Source organism: Burkholderia pyrrocinia (genome assembly GCF_018417535.1).
In the GTDB taxonomy this organism is placed as follows: domain Bacteria; phylum Pseudomonadota; class Gammaproteobacteria; order Burkholderiales; family Burkholderiaceae; genus Burkholderia; species Burkholderia pyrrocinia_E.
This window is the reverse complement of record NZ_CP070977.1, coordinates 1,436,273-1,450,844: the sequence shown is the minus strand read 5'-3', so window position 1 is coordinate 1,450,844 and position 14,572 is coordinate 1,436,273. Positions and strand designations below refer to the sequence as shown.

The window sequence follows — 14,572 nt, the reverse complement described above, 5'->3', positions numbered from 1 at the left end:
GCCATATCAGTTCGGGTCGGAGAAGGCCGCGCAATGCGGCCGGGCGGGCCGGCGTTCAGCCGAGCTCGACGACCTTGTCCCACGCGAACGCGGTATTTTCCAGTTCGCCGGTGCGCCGGTGGATGTAGCCGCGCGGATTGCACACCACGCGTGTGCCGCCATCCGCCACATAGTCGAATGACGTATGCGTGTGGCCGTGGATCCACAAATCCACCGGCGGCCGCACGAGTTCCGCCATATCCGTGACGAACCCCGCCGACGCGAGGTCTTCCGCATAGCGTTTCGCCAGCGAGCGCCGGTGCGGCGCATGATGGGTGACGACGATCGTCCGCCCCGCGAACGGCACCGCGAGCTGCGCTTCCAGCCATGCGCGGCCTTGCCGATGCAGCGCGATCGCATCGGCCGGCGAGAAATCCCGTTCCGCCGCGCCCGGTGCCGCATGCAGCGCCGCGTCGTGCGGCCAGGTCACCTGGATCAATCCCTTGAAATCGAGCATCACGCGCAGCGCGGCGTCGATTGCGCCGGCGATGCCGGCTTCGTCGGTGCCGAACAGTGAAAAATCGGTCCAGAGCGTCGTGCCGAGCACGCGGAAGCGCTGCTCGGGATCGACGTAGATGCCGTTGTTCAGGTAATGCACGTTGTCGAGCGCATGCGCCGCGTCGCGCATCGCCGTCTCCAGCGCGCCGAATTCCCCGTCGTAGTACTCGTGGTTGCCCGGCACGTAGATCACCGGTACATCCGGATCGAACGTCTCGGCGGCCCAGCGCAGGCCTTCCGCGTGATTGTGGATGTCGCCGGCCAGCACGACGAGATCCGCGTCGGCATGCGCGATCACGTCGGGCTGGTTGCTTTCGAGATGCAGGTCGGACAGGACGCGGACTTTCACGGGTTTCGCTCCGGAGTGGGCGGCTTCAGCGCAGGACCTTGCCGGGATTCATCAGGCCGCGCGGGTCGAGCGCGGTCTTCAGCGTGCGCATCAGCGTCGTTTCGACCGGCGACTTGTAGCGCTGCGCATCGTCGATCTTCAACTGGCCGATCCCGTGTTCCGCGCTGATCGTGCCGTGGTGGCGGTGCACGTTGTCGTAGACGATCCGGTTGATCGGCGCCTGGAACGCGGCGAGGAACGCCTTCGGATCGCCGCCTTCGGGCATCTGCACGTTGTAGTGGAGGTTGCCGTCGCCGAGGTGGCCGAACGTGACCATCCGCGCGCCCGGCGCGGCCTGCTGGATCGCCGTGTCGGTCTCGTCGATGAACCGCGCGACCGACGAGATCGGCACCGCGATGTCGTGCTTGATGTTGAGTCCCTCGTCCGCCTGCGCGAGCGGGATGTGTTCGCGCAAATCCCAGAACGCGCGCGACTGAGCGAGATTCTCCGCGACCACCGCGTCGACCACGAGCCCGGCCTCGAACGCTTCTTCCATCAGTTTCTCGAACAGCGCGCGCGCATGCGCTTCGCTTTCGTTGTCGGACAGTTCGAGCAGCACCGTCTGCGAATGCGTCTGCGCGAACGGGTAGCGCAGTTGCGGGTAGTGCTTGCCGACGAGCTGCATGCAGAAATCCGACATCAGCTCGAAGCCGGTCAGCAGCGGCCCGGCCGCGCGCTGCGCGAGCGCGAGGAAGTCGAGCGCCGCGTGCGGCGATTCGAGCGCGGCCAGTGCCGTGACCTGCGCGGCCGGCAGCGGATGCAGTTTCATCACGGCAGCGGTAATGATCCCGAGCGTGCCTTCCGCACCGATGAACAGGTCGCGCAGGTCGTAGCCGGTGTTGTCCTTGCGCAGCCCGCGCAGGCCGTCCCAGATCTCGCCCTGCGGCGTCACGACCTCGAGCCCGAGGCACAGCTCGCGCGCGTTGCCGTAGCGCAGTACCGCGGTACCGCCCGCATTGGTCGACAGGTTGCCGCCGATCGTGCAACTGCCTTCCGCCGCGAGGCTCAGCGCGAACAGCCGGCCGCTTTCGCGGGCGCGCGCCTGCACGTCGGCGAGGATCACGCCGGCTTCGACGGTGATCGTATTGTTGTGCGGATCGAGCGCGCGCACGCGGTTCAGGCGCGCGACGCTCAGCACGGCCTGGCTGCCGCTCGCGTCGGGCGTCGCGCCGCCGGCGAGGCCCGTGTTGCCGCCTTGCGGCACGAGCGCGATGCCGTGCGTGTTGGCCAGCTTGACGAGTGCGGCGACTTCGGCCGTGTTCGCGGGTCTCAGCACCGCGCACGCGGCGCCCTTGTAGCGGCGGCGCCAGTCGGTCAGGAACGGTTCGGTATCGTGCGGGTCGGTCAGCACGTGGTCGGCGCCGATCGCGTCGCGGCACGCGGAAACGAAAGCTTCGGAAGACATCATCACCTTGTCGCGTAAGGTTCAGGACGCGGCGCGCGTTTTTTTCGCCGCGCGCTTGAACGGCGCGACGTACGCCAGCGCCGCCACGAAGAAGCCGACGGCAAGCGCGGTCTCGCACCAGCCGAGCGTCGCGGACAGCCCGCGATCGGACATGCCGCGCACGATGCCTTCGGCGAAATAGACGAGAATCAGCATGCTTGCCCACTGCATCGTATAGATGTTACGCCGCCAGACGCCGGGCAGCGCGAGCGCGAGCGGCACGGCCTTGAGCATCAGCGCGGAGCCGCCCGGGCGCAGCGGCGCGAGCCACAGCTCCCACGCGAGCGACAGCGCGATCAGCGCGACGAGGCACGCGGCGGCGGCCAGCGCGAAGCGCGGCCGGGCCGCGACGGCGGGGCGGGCGGGCGCGTTCATGCGGCGTTGGCCGCGGCGAGGGCGGCCGCCGCGCGCGCGAGCCGCACGCCGAGCGCGGCCGCGAGCGCCTTTTCGTCCGCCGACAGCCCGCCGGGCGCGGTGCGGTCGTGGTGCGAGACATGCGACGCGCCGTACGGCGTGCCGCCGGTGCGCGTCGTGCTGAGCGCGGATTCGGTGTACGGGATCCCGACAATCATCATCCCGTGATGAAGCAGCGGCAGCATCATCGACAGCAACGTCGATTCCTGGCCGCCGTGCAGGCTGCCCGTCGACGTGAACACGCTCGCCGGCTTGCCGGTCAGCGCGCCCGACAGCCACTGCGGCGTCGTGCCGTCGAGGAAATACTTGAGCGATGCGGCCATGTTGCCGAAGCGGGTCGGCGAGCCAAGCGCGAGGCCCGCGCATTCCTCGAGGTCGCGCAGTTCGGCGTACGGCGGGCCGTCGGCGGGAATGTCGGGGGCGCTGGCTTCGCAGACCGTCGACACGGGCGGCACGGTGCGGATGCGTGCCTGCATGCCCGGCACGCTGTCGATGCCGTTGGCGATGGCGAGCGCGAGATCGCGCGTGGCGCCGTGACGGCTGTAATAGAGGACGAGGATGTCTTTCATGGGCGACGGAGCCGCGTGCGGCCGCGCGCGTGCCCGGTGCAGTCGGCCCCTGCTGGATCGAGCGGCTATTATAGGGGCTGAAGCCGTCGCGCAGCGCGGCGGCGGCGCGCCGTGAGGCGCGCGGTATCAAGAAGGAGAAGCCGTTTGCCGAAGTTGAGCGTCGATCTCGACACCCTCAAGCGCCTCGCGCAGTTCGCCGCCCGGCGCAGTGCCGAGGATCGCATCCCGCAAGTGGCGGGCAGTCTGACGTTCACGACGATGCTGGCGCTCGTGCCGCTCGTGACGGTCGCGTTCGCGCTGTTTACCGCGTTCCCGATGTTCGCGTCGTTCCAGATCTCGCTGCAGGGGTTCCTCGCAGATCACCTGATGCCCGCGCAGTTCAACATCCAGATCTTCAAGTACCTGAACCAGTTCGCGTCGAAGGCCAAGGGGCTGACGACGGCCGGCCTGATCGTGCTCGTCGTCACGTCGGTGATGACGATGATGACGATCGAATCGGCCTTCAACCTGATCTGGCGGGTGCGCAAGCCGCGGCCGTTCGCGCAGCGCGTGCTCGCGTACTGGGCGCTGATCACGCTCGGCCCGCTGTTGTTCGGCGTGAGCCTGTCGATCTCGTCGTACCTGTTCACGCAGTCGCTCGCGTTCACCGGCGCGGGGCCGTCCACGTCGATCGTCGAGTGGCTGCTCGCGCTTGCGTCGCTGCCGCTGACGGTGCTCGCATTCACGCTGCTGTACGTGTACTTGCCGAACTGCACGGTCGCGTGGCGCGACGCGGTGATCGGCGGGCTGTTCGCAGCCGTCGCGTTCGAGCTCGCGAAGCGCGGCTTCGGCTACTACGTGCGGCGCATTCCGACCTATACGGCCGTGTACGGCGCGTTCGCGGCGCTGCCCGTGTTCCTGCTGTGGGTGTACCTGAGCTGGTTCATCGCGCTGCTCGGTGCGATGGTGGCGTCCGCGCTGCCGGCGATCCGCGTCGGCCAGTTCCATCGCATCCACTATCCGGGCAGCGACCTGCTCGATGCGCTCGAGCTGCTCGCACGGCTGGCCGAAGCGCACGCGGCCGGCAAGCGCGGCTACACGGCGATGCGGCTCGCGACCATGCTGCGGTGCGACATGGAAACCGCGCAGCGCTTGCTGACGACGATGGAGGAGCGGGAATGGATCGCGCGGCTGGACGGCGACGACGACGCCACGCCGCGCTACATCCTGCTCGCGAACCCGGAGCAACTGACGCTCGCGCAACTGTTCGACGTGCTGGTGATCGACCGTACGGAGCTGACTTACCAGTTGCAGCGGCGCCGCAGCCATGTCGACGGCGCGGCGCTGCTCGAGGTGCTGTCGAACGAGCGGTTCGACGTGTCGCTCGTGTCGCTGATCGCCGAGCACCGGCTCGCGGGAGCGCAGCCGGCGGGCATCCCCGGACAGGCGCCGGGCGGCGTGCCGGATCCGCACGCGCGGCCGCCGCGGCCCGCGTGAATGCGGCGGCCGGCGGCTACAGCGGAATCTTGCCGGTGCAGATACTTGTTACGCGCCGATTTGTCTAACCCCTTGATTTATAAAGAGGTGTTCAACCGTTGTTCAAAATTCGTTCAGAACCGCACGGGCTGATCGTGACTTTCAGCGGTTCTAGGCCGCGATCGTCGGCGTACAGATCGGCCGACTCGTCGGTCGTGTGGCCGAGCAGGTTCTTCGTGTCGACGTTGCGCTGTTTCTCGTACAGGCGTTTCGCGAGGCTGCGGATTTCGTGGGAGGTCGGCGCGTCGTCACCTATGACGCCGGCCAGTATCCGGGCCTTCTTGAACGCCTCGGTGATCGTGTCGAGCTTCACGCGGGCGCCGCGCTTCGCCGGCCCATGCTGGCGCAGGTGGTGGATCAGATAGCTGCTGACGACGCTGGTCGTCCGGCAGCGGGCCACGACGTCGCCGAGCGACATGCCGAGCACGTCGAGATGCAGCTCCAGCGGAATCAACACGCGCACGCCGGTTTTCGGGCGCGTGGTCAGGGCATGCCCGTCGCGCACGTCCGCACGAGTCCATCCGGCGACCGTCGCCCGATCCTGACCGGAAACGAGCGCGAGCAGCATCGCGTTCGGTAGCCAGTCGGCGACCTCGGGCGCGCACGAGGATCGCCTGAAACTCCGGCAGCGTCATCGGCGCCGCTTCACCTTCACCTTCACCTTCACCTTCGGTCGCTCGGTCGCTCGGTCGCTCGGTCAGGGCGGCCGGGTTCGTCGTCATCAACTCTTTGGACACGCCGCGCCGGCAGATCGCGATCAGGCGCACGCGGATCGCACGCGCCCAAGTCATCTTGCCTTCCTCGACCAGGGCGTCGATCGGATCGGCACAGTGCTTCGTCGTCAGGTCGCAGCAGCGAACGGCGCCGAGCGTGGCAACGATGCACGCGTCGTAATACTTGTGGGCCTTGATCGTGTTCGGCTTCAGGCCGTCTTTCGGCATCTTCGCTACCAGGTCAGCGAGCGTATCGTCTGTGCCCCCGATCCGCTCGGCGAGCGCCTTCGTTTTCGCACTTTGCGCGACGACGAGGTTCGCTTCCTGCGCCTCATATATCGCCTGCTGTAGCGGCATGCGGCCGAGAAATGTGCGTCTTGCCGTCGCGCGAGTCGCGCCACGTGTAATAGCCGTCGCGCGGCATGTACAGGTTGTCGGGCCAGTTCGCGCGCTGGCGGATGCGGGGGCGTGCAGCCATGATTATTTCGGGATGCGGTTGGCGAGGCGTTGGCGTTCGGTGCCGCCTTGAAACACGGCGTTCTGCTCAACGTAGTAGGTCCTGCCGATCTTGGCCGGCGGGGGGAGATTTTGCGGTCCTTCAACCATGCGCGCGCGGTGCGGATCGTTGGCGCGGGATCGAATTCGCGCTCGATCCATTTTTCGAGACTGAGTTTCATCGCGACCTCGCCAGCATGCAAAGCGCCTGGCGCTCACGGTTCGCGCTGTCGTATCCGGTGAGCGTCGATCGCCAGTTCGGCGTGTAGGCCGGCCCCGCGATCGTCGTCGTGTCGCGGAGCTCGATCTCGACGTCGGACATGCGCACATAGCCTGCGTACTGGCGGCCGCTGTGTCGCTTCGTGCCGCGTTTCAGCCGGCCGGCGTCGACCAGCGCTTCGAGGATCGACATCACCTGTGCGACGTTGTTGCCGAACTTGCCGGCGATCGGCCCGGATTCATAGACCTGGCCCGGGTTCAGTCGCGCGAGGATTTCGTCGGGGGCGTTGTCATGATGCCTCCCCGTCACGGCGCGCAGCGACCGTGCGCATTCCGGCACAACCGGCGTTGCGGCCGTGCAGTGCTGGCACGACTTCGTGGGAATCGAACTTAGTCCACACATTTTCGATACGGCATGCCGCCGCATCGAGGACGCGCAGCGCGGACTGCAGGCGCACACGACGTCGTGAGCAGCAGAGCAGAGCGCACTGTGGGATGAGCGACCATGAGATATGCCGACCAGAGCAATATGACGTCGCGCAGCTTGTCGCCGCGGTTACAGGATCTGGGTTGTGGGAACGGTAGCGCTATGTTGGACAACCGGATACCACATGCCGTCCGGTCGGCTGACACGCACCGGCACGAGCAGACGCACTGCCGATTCCGCGATCACTTCGAGATGATTCGCCGCCTGTGGGACGCGCCAGTAGTTACGTGCGCGTTCGACGAACGCGCTGTACGGAAGATTTTCCAATGGATTAAAGAGGTCCGCATTCCCGATATGCGTCTTTGCGCTCTTGTCCACGAATTCGGCGGTCCAGATGACCTTTTCCCGCATTCCAAAGTATTGCGGATGCAACGTCAGCATTGCGTCGTTGAGGGTAGGGAACAGATAAGCCGATCGCCAGCGGCTCGGCAGCGTAGGGTCCAGCTTGAGCCGCTCGATTTCGACGGCTTGTTCGATAACAAGCCACCATGGATCACCGCAGTTGACGCGCTGCGTGCGATACGCATCCATGTATGTTGCTGCCCATGTGCCCGGTTGAATAATTCCGGCGCCGCGTGCCGGTTCTTGGGATACGAAAAAGTATGTCGACAATTGCTCTCTCACGTGGTTGTTGTTCAAGTGGCAGCGTCGCATCGTAGCAAAACCAGCATTGTGGCGAATGTTCGAAATCGGGGGTATCCCGATAGCTTCGATTTCCCGAATCTTCTCACCGACCAGTCTACGGTTTGGGTATCAACGCGCACTCTGTATCATGGCGAGAGCCTTGAACCACACCACGGAGCCAGCAATGAGCGAGCACAAAAACAGGCCGTCAGAAATACTGCGAGCCGGTCGCGAGGCAGATCGGCAATACTGGGAGTTGGCCGTCGACGAGGCGAAGCGCGGGCCGCTTGGCGATGCGCTGGCCGTGATTGTGAAGTTGCATGCGTGCCTCGTAGACAAGGAACAACTTCCGCCAGAATGGGAGCGATGGGTCGGCAACTGGTTGCAGCTGGCCGATCGAATGGAAGCGGAATACGAGCAGTTCGCGGCGATCGTCAATTCATCGAATGTGCAGTTGATTCGGTCGCGGAAAGGCGAACAGGAGTAAATCTCGCGCCTGGCCGCCGATTCGGCGCGGCCACCATTCGGATGGGGGCCTGACATGGCTCGCATCCGCACCGTCAAGCCCGGATTCTGGACTTCCGAGCTGGTCATGGAACTGTCGCGCGACGCGCGGCTCGCATTCATCGGCCTATGGAATTTCTGCGACGACGCAGGCATATACCCCGCGAGCCCGAAACGCCTCAAGGCCGAGGTGTTCCCCGCAGACGACCTGACCGCGGCAGACGTTCGCCGACTGGTCGACGAACTGCTCGCGATCGAGCTCGTCGACGAGTATGAAATCGACGGTCAGCGATTCTGGATCATCACCGGCTGGCATCACCAGAAGTGACGATCGAACCGGGCAAGGGTTTGAACCTGGCCTCGGAACTGATCAAGCAACTGGTGCCCGGGACGCTGGACCGGGCGACGATCAATGAGCAGCTCGCCGCGCTCAAGAAGGCGATCTTCGAGCGTGCGCTGGGCGGCGAACTGACCCACCACCTCGGCTACGAGAAAGGCCAAGCCAAGCCGGCGGACAGCACGAACCACCGCAACGGCACCAGTCGCAAACGCATCACGACCGACGACGACCTGCTCGACGTCGAGATTCCGCGCGACCGTGAAGGGACATTCGATCCGGTGCTAATTGCCAAGGGCGAGCGACGCTTTACCGGCTTCGACGACAAGATCATCGCGATGTACGCGCGCGGCATGAGCGTGAGGGAAATACAAGGCTTCCTGCTGGAGATGTACGGTATCGAGGTATCGCCGGACTTCATCAGCACGGTCACCGACGCGGTGATCGACGAAGTGCGCGAATGGCAGCAGCGGCCGCTCGAGCCCATGTACCCGGTGGTGTTCTTCGACGCGCTGCGCGTGAAAATCCGAGACGAAGGCGTAGTGCGCAACAAGGCGATCTACCTGGCCCTGGGCGTGCGTCGCGACGGCACGCGCGACGTGCTCGGCCTCTGGATCGAGCAAACCGAAGGCGCCAAGTTCTGGCTGCGGGTGGTCAACGACCTAAAACTGCGTGGCGTGCAGGACATTCTGATCGCCGTGGTCGACGGGCTGAAGGGCTTCCCCGAAGCGATCAACTCCGTGTTCCCGGAAACGACGGTTCAGACCTGCATCGTGCATCTGATCCGCAACTCGCTGGACTTTGCGAGCTGGAAAGACCGGAAGTCGGTCGCGGCAGCGCTCAAAGAGGTCTATCGGGCACCAACGGCCGAGGCGGCTGCCGTAGCGCTGGACGCGTTCGACGCCGGCCCGTGGAGCGCGAAATACCCACCGATCGCCGCACTCTGGCGGCGAGCCTGGGAGCAGGTGATTCCGTTCTACGTGTTTGCGCCGGACATCCGGAAGATCATTTACACCACGAACGCCATTGAGTCGCTGCACATGCAGCTTCGGAAGATCATCAAGGCGCGCGGCCACTTCCCGTCGGACGAGGCCGCGCTCAAGCTGATCTGGCTGGCGCTGCGCAACGTCGTTGCCAAGTGGACCGGCTCCCGGCACGATTGGAAGAGCGCGATGACGCAGTTCGCGCTGCTTTACCCGGAGCGATTCAGCATCGGAATCTGAGTTTTAACCCGCCTCACACACGAAATTCCGGATACCTCCCCGCGACCAGCTTCTTGAGCTGCTCGTTCTCATCCTGGAGTTGCTTCAGTTCGCAGACCTGGTTCGATTCCAGGCCCGCGTACTGCTTCTTCCATCGGTACGTCTGTTCCGATATCCCAAGCTGCCGAACCAGATCCGCCACCGGCATGCCCAGCTCAGCTTGCTTGAGCGCGGCCACGATCTGCTCCACCGAGTATTGCTTGCGCTTCATCGCCAACCTCCCGTTCCTATTGGGAAAATTGCCTCGGAAACACTAACACTCATTTGTGTCCAGGATTACTAGAGCAGATCATTGCGGGCGGTGAGTCGACGGGGAGCGCAGGAGCCAGTGGCGCAGCAGCACGAACAAACCTGATGAAACTGACAGGTTCGGTTGTGCCGCGCATCATTGTTAGAATCCCCGTTCCACCCTTGGGGATTCCACATGACGCAATGCAAGACATTCTACGGGGCGTTCAAAGACAACATGGACGCTCTTGGCTTGCCCGCGCCGGCCAGCCTGTTCGCTGCGCAGCAGACCGCGACCGGGACGCTTGCGACGATTCTCGGCACACTCAAGACGCTCGGCCCGAACGCGACGATGGGCGAGCTGATCGGAGCAACGACAGGGCTGGAAGTGCTGGCGGCCGTCTCCGCCCTTGGTGCGAGCTTCTATATCGGCGCGGTGATCGGCAGTCTTATCGTCGCCACGGACGCGTCGCTGGTGTGCGAAAAGCACAGCATTGCCGCTGTCGAGGGCGTGCGTACGTGGGTGGCCCGACGCGGCCTGTCGGTTCCGCAGGACGTGTATCGCGTGATCGCGTTGCATCCGGAAGTGCTTCAGCCGTCGCCTAGCAGCGTGACGTTCTCGATCCGGGCGCGCGTCGTCGGGAGGGCGGCCGCGTGAGCAGGATCGCCGATAGGATTGCCCTGATTGCCACCGCCGTCGTGGTCGCGGCGCTCGTGTGGGCGGTGCTGCACTATTCAGGGGATTGGTTTTTCCTGGCAGCGACGATTATTGCGTTCGCGGTTTTGCTGGCCGACAACCATCGGCTGAAGAAGCGGGTGCGCGAGCTTGGCGGCGACTCGCGAGAGCGCCGATAGCATCGCGCGCAGCAGCCAACACCCGGGGATCGGGATCGTCGGCCGCAGCAGTGAGGAATTCGGCGGCCGTTTCGTCGGTGTCGAGGTAATCGGTCGCGTCGAATTCAGCAAAGACAGCCATTACTGAACCGCCAGTTCTTCGAGCAATACTTCCGGGTGCCGCGCGGCAATGTTCAGCAGGCGCAACGCGGCACCGGTCGGCGTGCGCCGGCCTTGCTCCCATTCCTGCAGGGTCCGGACAGAGATTCCAAGCGCAGTTGCAAACTGAGTCTGCGATAGGCCGACCTTGCTGCGTGCCGCGCTGGCCGTACTGATTTCAACTCGGGTCGTCCGAGCGGCTTCGCCTCGTTTCATCTCTTTCACGGCTTGCAGTAGCTCGGTCCCGATATCGCGCGAAGCATCGCGTGCGATCAACTCCTTTTCGGTCTTAGGCATTTTCGATAGCCTCCTTGATTGCCTTGAGCGTTTGACCCGGAATGTTTTCCTGAGCACTCTTGGCGTAGATGGTTGGCAACCAGATTTCGCCGTCGCCGAGGCGGTTGAAATAGATAACTCTGACGCCGCCGCTCTTGCCGCTGCCTTGACGCTTCCAGCGTACCTTGCGGCAGCCGCCTGAGCCTGGGATCACGGTCCCGGCTTCGGGGTTCTTCGCGAGCCATCCGCAGAACTCGCCGCGTTCATCTTCCGTCCAGTAGTCGGAGACGTAGCCTTTGAAGAGTGGCGCTGACGTAGAATTTGCAACGACTGGAAAGATTCCCTTCGACGCTAAACGAGGCGTCACGGGCTCAGACCGGTTCAGGCAGCCTGTTCAAAACCCCACCGTAAGTCCTTGATTCTTCGCGTGCCGAAACGTCAGTTTTCGGACCTTTTTTCAGGTCCGAAAACTGGCGCAATCCGTTGTCCGGCGGGCTAGAGTGGGATTTTTCCCGTGCAGATGTCCTTGAACATCACCCAGTCGCCCATCAGGCTGTAGATCGGGTGCCGGAACGTGGCCGGGCGGTTCTTCTCGAAGAAGAAGTGTCCGACCCACGCGAACCCGTAGCCGCAGACGACAGCCGCCGGCAGCCACAGCCAGTTGCCTGTCGCGATCGCCATCGCGACGCAGCCGATTACGCCGAGCGAGCCGATGAAGTGCAGCCGCCGCGACGTCAGGTTCTGGTGTTCGTTCAGGTAATACGGGTAGAAATCAGCGAAGCTGGCGAATTGCTCCGAATGCGTATGCGCCATGGCCGTCTCCTCGGGCCGCTGTTCATGGGGCCATTGTGCGGCCGGCGGCCGGTGTCCGCAAGCGGCGGCGGCCCGCCGCGCCCGCCGGCCCGCGCTTTCCTTTTGACAGGCTTTCCGATAGGATCGAAAGAGGATTTGCATTCAAGCATGAGGGGACTACGATGCGCGTCAGCGATATTCTGAAAGTGAAGGGCAACACGCTGTTTACGGTGACGCCCGATAAGCCGCTGCGCGAAGCGGTCGATACGATGGCCGAGCACGACATCGGTTCGCTCGTCGTGATGGAGTACGGCGATCTCGTCGGGATGCTGACGTTCCGCGAGATCATCCTGCGCCTGCACGTCAACGGCGGAGCCATTGGCGACGTGCAGGTGCGCAAGGTGATGGACGAGCCACTCACGTGCACGCCGGAAACGGACGTCAACGAAGTGCGCCGGATGATGCTCGAGCGCCACGCGCGCTACATGCCCGTGCTCGACAAGAAGGTGCTGATGGGCGTCATTTCGTTCTACGACGTCGCGAAGACGGTCGTCGAGGCGCAGAGCTTCGAGAACCGGATGCTGAAGGCGTACATCCGCGACTGGCCGGAATCGGAAGCAGAAGCGCACAAGCCGTGAACCACGCCGCGCCCGGCGCCCTGACGCGCGGGCGCCGCCATTCGGCACGCGGCGGCGCAGGCTTGTCCTGCGCCGCCGTTTTTACAACGACAACACGACAAGGCCCGCGCAGCTTCGCCGAGACGACGCGCGCGTATTCCGCATGAGCGATCAAACGCAAGCCACTCCGGGGCGGCGCGACGAACGGCGCGCCCACGCATCGCAGTTCGACCTGCTGCGCGAGCGCCGTTTCGCGCCGTTCTTCACGACCCAGTTCCTTGGTGCGCTGAACGACAACGTCTTCAAGATCGGCTTCACGTCGCTCGTCACCTATCACACCGCACGGTTCTCCGGCGTCGACGCGAAGACCGCCGCATTCCTGATTTCCGCGATCTTCATCCTGCCGTTCGTGCTGTTCTCGGCGACGTCCGGCCAGATCGCCGACAAGTACGACAAGGCGACCCTCACGCGCTTCGTGAAGACCTTCGAGATCGCGCTGATGCTGGTCGGCGCGACCGGCTTCGTCACGCACAGCGCGACGCTGCTGTATCTGTGCACGTTCATGATGGGGATGCACTCGACGCTGTTCGGGCCCGTCAAGTATTCGTACCTGCCGCAGCATCTCGGCGAGCACGAACTGGTCGGCGGCAACGGTCTCGTCGAGATGGGCACGTTCATCGCGATCCTGATCGGCACGATCATCGGCGGCGCGGCCGCGGGCCTCGAAGGCAGCGGCGAGCGCGTGCTCGCGGTGAGTGTCGTCGTCATCGCGCTCGCGGGGCGGCTCGTCGCGCAGCGCGTGCCGTCCACGCCGGCGCCGCAGCCCGATCTCGTGATCAACTGGAATCCGGTCAGCGAGACCTGGCGCAACCTCGGGCTCGCGCGGCAGAACCGCACGGTGTTCCTGAGCCTGCTCGGCATCTCGTGGCTGTGGTTCGTCGGTGCGACGTTCCTCACGTCGTTCTTCAATTTCGCGAAGGACGTGCTGTCCGCGAGCCCCGACGTCGTCACGATCCTGCTCGCGACGTTCTCGGTCGGCATCGGCCTCGGCTCGCTGCTGTGCGAACGGCTGTCGCAGCGGCGCGTCGAGATCGGCCTCGTGCCGCTCGGCTCGATCGGCATCAGCGTGTTCGCGATCGAGCTGTATTTCGCGAGCCACGCGCTGCCGTCGCCCGGCCACCTGCTGTCGGTCGGCGAATTCCTGGCCGGCGCGCGCCACTGGCGCATCCTCGCCGACCTGTTCCTGCTCGCGATGTTCGGCGGCTTCTACAGCGTGCCGCTGTACGCGCTGATCCAGAGCCGCAGCGCGCCGACGCACCGCGCGCGGATCATCGCCGCGAACAACATCCTGAACGCGCTGTTCATGATCCTGTCGGCCGTGATGGCGATGGGGCTGACCAAGGCCGGCGTCGACATCCCGGGCCTGTTCCTCGTCACCGCGCTGCTGAACGTCGTCGTCGCGGCGTATATCTACCTGCTCGTGCCCGAGTTCCTGCTGCGCTTCGTCGCATGGGTGCTCGTGCACACCTTCTACCGGATTCGCCTCGTGCACGCGGAGCGGATCCCGGCGGAAGGGGCGGCCGTGCTCGTCTGCAACCACGTCAGCTACGTCGATGCGCTCGTGCTGGCCGCCGCGAGCCCGCGCCCGATCCGTTTCGTGATGGATCACCGGATCTTCAAGACGCGCTTCGCGAGCTGGGTGTTCCGGCATGCGAAGGCGATCCCGATCGCGCCGCGCCACGAGGATCCCGCGATGCTCGCACGCGCGTACGATGCGTGCGAGGCTGCGCTGAAGGACGGCGAGCTCGTGTGTATCTTCCCCGAGGGCAAGCTGACGAAGACGGGCGACATCAACACGTTCCATCACGGCATCACCGAGATCCTGCAGCGCACGCCGGCGCCGGTGATTCCGATGGCGTTGCGCGGATTGTGGGGCAGCTATTTTTCACGGCATTCCGATGCGCGGATGCCTCGGCCCATCAAGCGCGGCGTGATGAGCCGGCTGACGCTGGCGGTCGGCGAGCCGGTCCCGGCGTCGGTCGCGACGCCCGAGTCGCTGCAGGCCGCGGTGACCGAACTGCGCGGCGCGCGGAAGTAGGCGGGCGCCTGCCGGCATCGCGCGGGCAGGCATCCGGCTGCAACCCGGCCCGAACGGGCT

Annotated in this window: 19 protein-coding genes and 1 pseudogene; 8 read left to right on the top strand and 12 right to left on the bottom strand. The window is 64.9% G+C overall.

Going from position 1 to position 14,572, the window contains the following annotated elements; all coding sequences use genetic code 11:
* Positions 1-55 precede the first annotated feature (55 nt).
* The 4 genes from JYG32_RS06850 to wrbA are packed head-to-tail and all read right to left on the bottom strand — an operon-like array spanning position 56 to position 3,352.
* Entirely contained in the window at positions 56-886 is an 831-nt protein-coding gene (locus tag JYG32_RS06850; RefSeq protein WP_213265079.1) for a metallophosphoesterase, read from the bottom strand.
* A gap of 25 nt (positions 887-911) precedes the next feature.
* Positions 912-2,333, bottom strand: coding sequence for an FAD-binding oxidoreductase (locus JYG32_RS06845; protein WP_213265078.1), 1,422 nt, complete (start codon positions 2,331-2,333; stop codon positions 912-914).
* Between the two features lie 18 nt (positions 2,334-2,351).
* Positions 2,352-2,744 (bottom strand): DUF2069 domain-containing protein, encoded by a 393-nt coding sequence (locus JYG32_RS06840; protein ID WP_213265077.1) that lies wholly within the window; start codon positions 2,742-2,744, stop codon positions 2,352-2,354.
* Complete coding sequence (gene wrbA / locus JYG32_RS06835) at positions 2,741-3,352, bottom strand: NAD(P)H:quinone oxidoreductase (protein WP_213265076.1); 612 nt, start codon at positions 3,350-3,352, stop codon at positions 2,741-2,743. Before wrbA ends, JYG32_RS06840 begins: the two co-directional genes overlap by 4 nt.
* Before the next feature lie 144 nt (positions 3,353-3,496).
* Here wrbA and JYG32_RS06830 point away from each other — a divergent pair, with 144 nt between their 5' ends.
* Positions 3,497-4,828, top strand: coding sequence for a YihY family inner membrane protein (locus tag JYG32_RS06830; protein ID WP_213265075.1), 1,332 nt, complete (start codon positions 3,497-3,499; stop codon positions 4,826-4,828).
* Between the two features lie 91 nt (positions 4,829-4,919).
* On the opposite strand, the gene JYG32_RS06825 is transcribed toward JYG32_RS06830, so the two are convergent.
* The 4 genes from JYG32_RS06825 to JYG32_RS06810 all read right to left on the bottom strand — a co-directional run bounded on the left by JYG32_RS06825 (position 4,920) and on the right by JYG32_RS06810 (position 7,420).
* Positions 4,920-5,435 carry a tyrosine-type recombinase/integrase gene (locus JYG32_RS06825; RefSeq protein ID WP_213265074.1) on the bottom strand — a complete coding sequence of 172 codons (516 nt, stop codon included), beginning with the start codon at positions 5,433-5,435 and terminating at the stop codon, positions 4,920-4,922.
* Positions 5,436-5,911: 476 nt separating this feature from the next.
* Positions 5,912-6,058 carry a phage integrase Arm DNA-binding domain-containing protein gene (locus JYG32_RS06820; RefSeq protein ID WP_213265073.1) on the bottom strand — a complete coding sequence of 49 codons (147 nt, stop codon included), beginning with the start codon at positions 6,056-6,058 and terminating at the stop codon, positions 5,912-5,914.
* A gap of 195 nt (positions 6,059-6,253) precedes the next feature.
* The gene (locus JYG32_RS06815; RefSeq protein WP_213265072.1) at positions 6,254-6,604 is read right to left on the bottom strand and encodes a hypothetical protein; all 351 of its coding nucleotides are present in this window, start codon (positions 6,602-6,604) and stop codon (positions 6,254-6,256) included.
* Positions 6,605-6,850: 246 nt separating this feature from the next.
* Positions 6,851-7,420 carry a hypothetical protein gene (locus JYG32_RS06810; protein WP_213265071.1) on the bottom strand — a complete coding sequence of 190 codons (570 nt, stop codon included), beginning with the start codon at positions 7,418-7,420 and terminating at the stop codon, positions 6,851-6,853.
* Between the two features lie 169 nt (positions 7,421-7,589).
* Here JYG32_RS06810 and JYG32_RS06805 point away from each other — a divergent pair, with 169 nt between their 5' ends.
* The 3 genes from JYG32_RS06805 to JYG32_RS06795 are packed head-to-tail and all read left to right on the top strand — an operon-like array spanning position 7,590 to position 9,469.
* Positions 7,590-7,892 carry a hypothetical protein gene (locus tag JYG32_RS06805; RefSeq protein WP_213265070.1) on the top strand — a complete coding sequence of 101 codons (303 nt, stop codon included), beginning with the start codon at positions 7,590-7,592 and terminating at the stop codon, positions 7,890-7,892.
* Between the two features lie 54 nt (positions 7,893-7,946).
* Complete coding sequence (locus JYG32_RS06800; RefSeq protein WP_213265069.1) at positions 7,947-8,237, top strand: hypothetical protein; 291 nt, start codon at positions 7,947-7,949, stop codon at positions 8,235-8,237.
* Positions 8,234-9,469 (top strand): IS256 family transposase, encoded by a 1,236-nt coding sequence (locus JYG32_RS06795; RefSeq protein WP_213265068.1) that lies wholly within the window; start codon positions 8,234-8,236, stop codon positions 9,467-9,469. Before JYG32_RS06800 ends, JYG32_RS06795 begins: the two co-directional genes overlap by 4 nt.
* 40 nt (positions 9,470-9,509) lie before the next feature.
* Here JYG32_RS06795 and JYG32_RS06790 read toward each other — a convergent pair.
* Positions 9,510-9,719 (bottom strand): annotated as a pseudogene (locus JYG32_RS06790) (transposase); the annotation flags it as partial.
* A 255-nt stretch (positions 9,720-9,974) separates the two neighbouring features.
* Here JYG32_RS06790 and JYG32_RS06785 point away from each other — a divergent pair.
* Together JYG32_RS06785 and JYG32_RS06780 are read left to right on the top strand one after the other, a co-directional pair.
* A complete protein-coding gene (locus tag JYG32_RS06785) occupies positions 9,975-10,394 on the top strand; it encodes a hypothetical protein (protein ID WP_249744606.1) in 420 nt (139 codons plus the stop codon).
* Positions 10,391-10,591: a hypothetical protein gene (locus JYG32_RS06780; RefSeq protein ID WP_213265066.1), complete on the top strand. Its 201-nt coding sequence runs from the start codon at positions 10,391-10,393 to the stop codon at positions 10,589-10,591. The genes JYG32_RS06785 and JYG32_RS06780 overlap by 4 nt, the downstream gene beginning before the upstream one ends.
* Positions 10,592-10,711: 120 nt before the next feature.
* Here the strand turns inward: JYG32_RS06780 and JYG32_RS06775 are convergent, their stop codons facing one another.
* The 3 genes from JYG32_RS06775 to JYG32_RS06765 all read right to left on the bottom strand — a co-directional run bounded on the left by JYG32_RS06775 (position 10,712) and on the right by JYG32_RS06765 (position 11,818).
* On the bottom strand, positions 10,712-11,026 hold the full coding sequence (locus JYG32_RS06775; protein WP_213265065.1) for a helix-turn-helix domain-containing protein: 315 nt from the start codon (positions 11,024-11,026) through the stop codon (positions 10,712-10,714).
* Complete coding sequence (locus tag JYG32_RS06770) at positions 11,019-11,372, bottom strand: type II toxin-antitoxin system RelE/ParE family toxin (protein WP_249744605.1); 354 nt, start codon at positions 11,370-11,372, stop codon at positions 11,019-11,021. Before JYG32_RS06770 ends, JYG32_RS06775 begins: the two co-directional genes overlap by 8 nt.
* Before the next feature lie 128 nt (positions 11,373-11,500).
* The gene (locus tag JYG32_RS06765; protein WP_096470759.1) at positions 11,501-11,818 is read right to left on the bottom strand and encodes an Mpo1-like protein; all 318 of its coding nucleotides are present in this window, start codon (positions 11,816-11,818) and stop codon (positions 11,501-11,503) included.
* 161 nt (positions 11,819-11,979) lie between these two features.
* Here JYG32_RS06765 and JYG32_RS06760 point away from each other — a divergent pair, with 161 nt between their 5' ends.
* The gene (locus tag JYG32_RS06760; RefSeq protein ID WP_006488504.1) at positions 11,980-12,435 is read left to right on the top strand and encodes a CBS domain-containing protein; all 456 of its coding nucleotides are present in this window, start codon (positions 11,980-11,982) and stop codon (positions 12,433-12,435) included.
* A 142-nt stretch (positions 12,436-12,577) separates the two neighbouring features.
* Positions 12,578-14,512, top strand: a complete 1,935-nt coding sequence (locus tag JYG32_RS06755; protein WP_213265064.1) for an MFS transporter — start codon at positions 12,578-12,580, stop codon at positions 14,510-14,512.
* Positions 14,513-14,572: the final 60 nt, after the last annotated feature.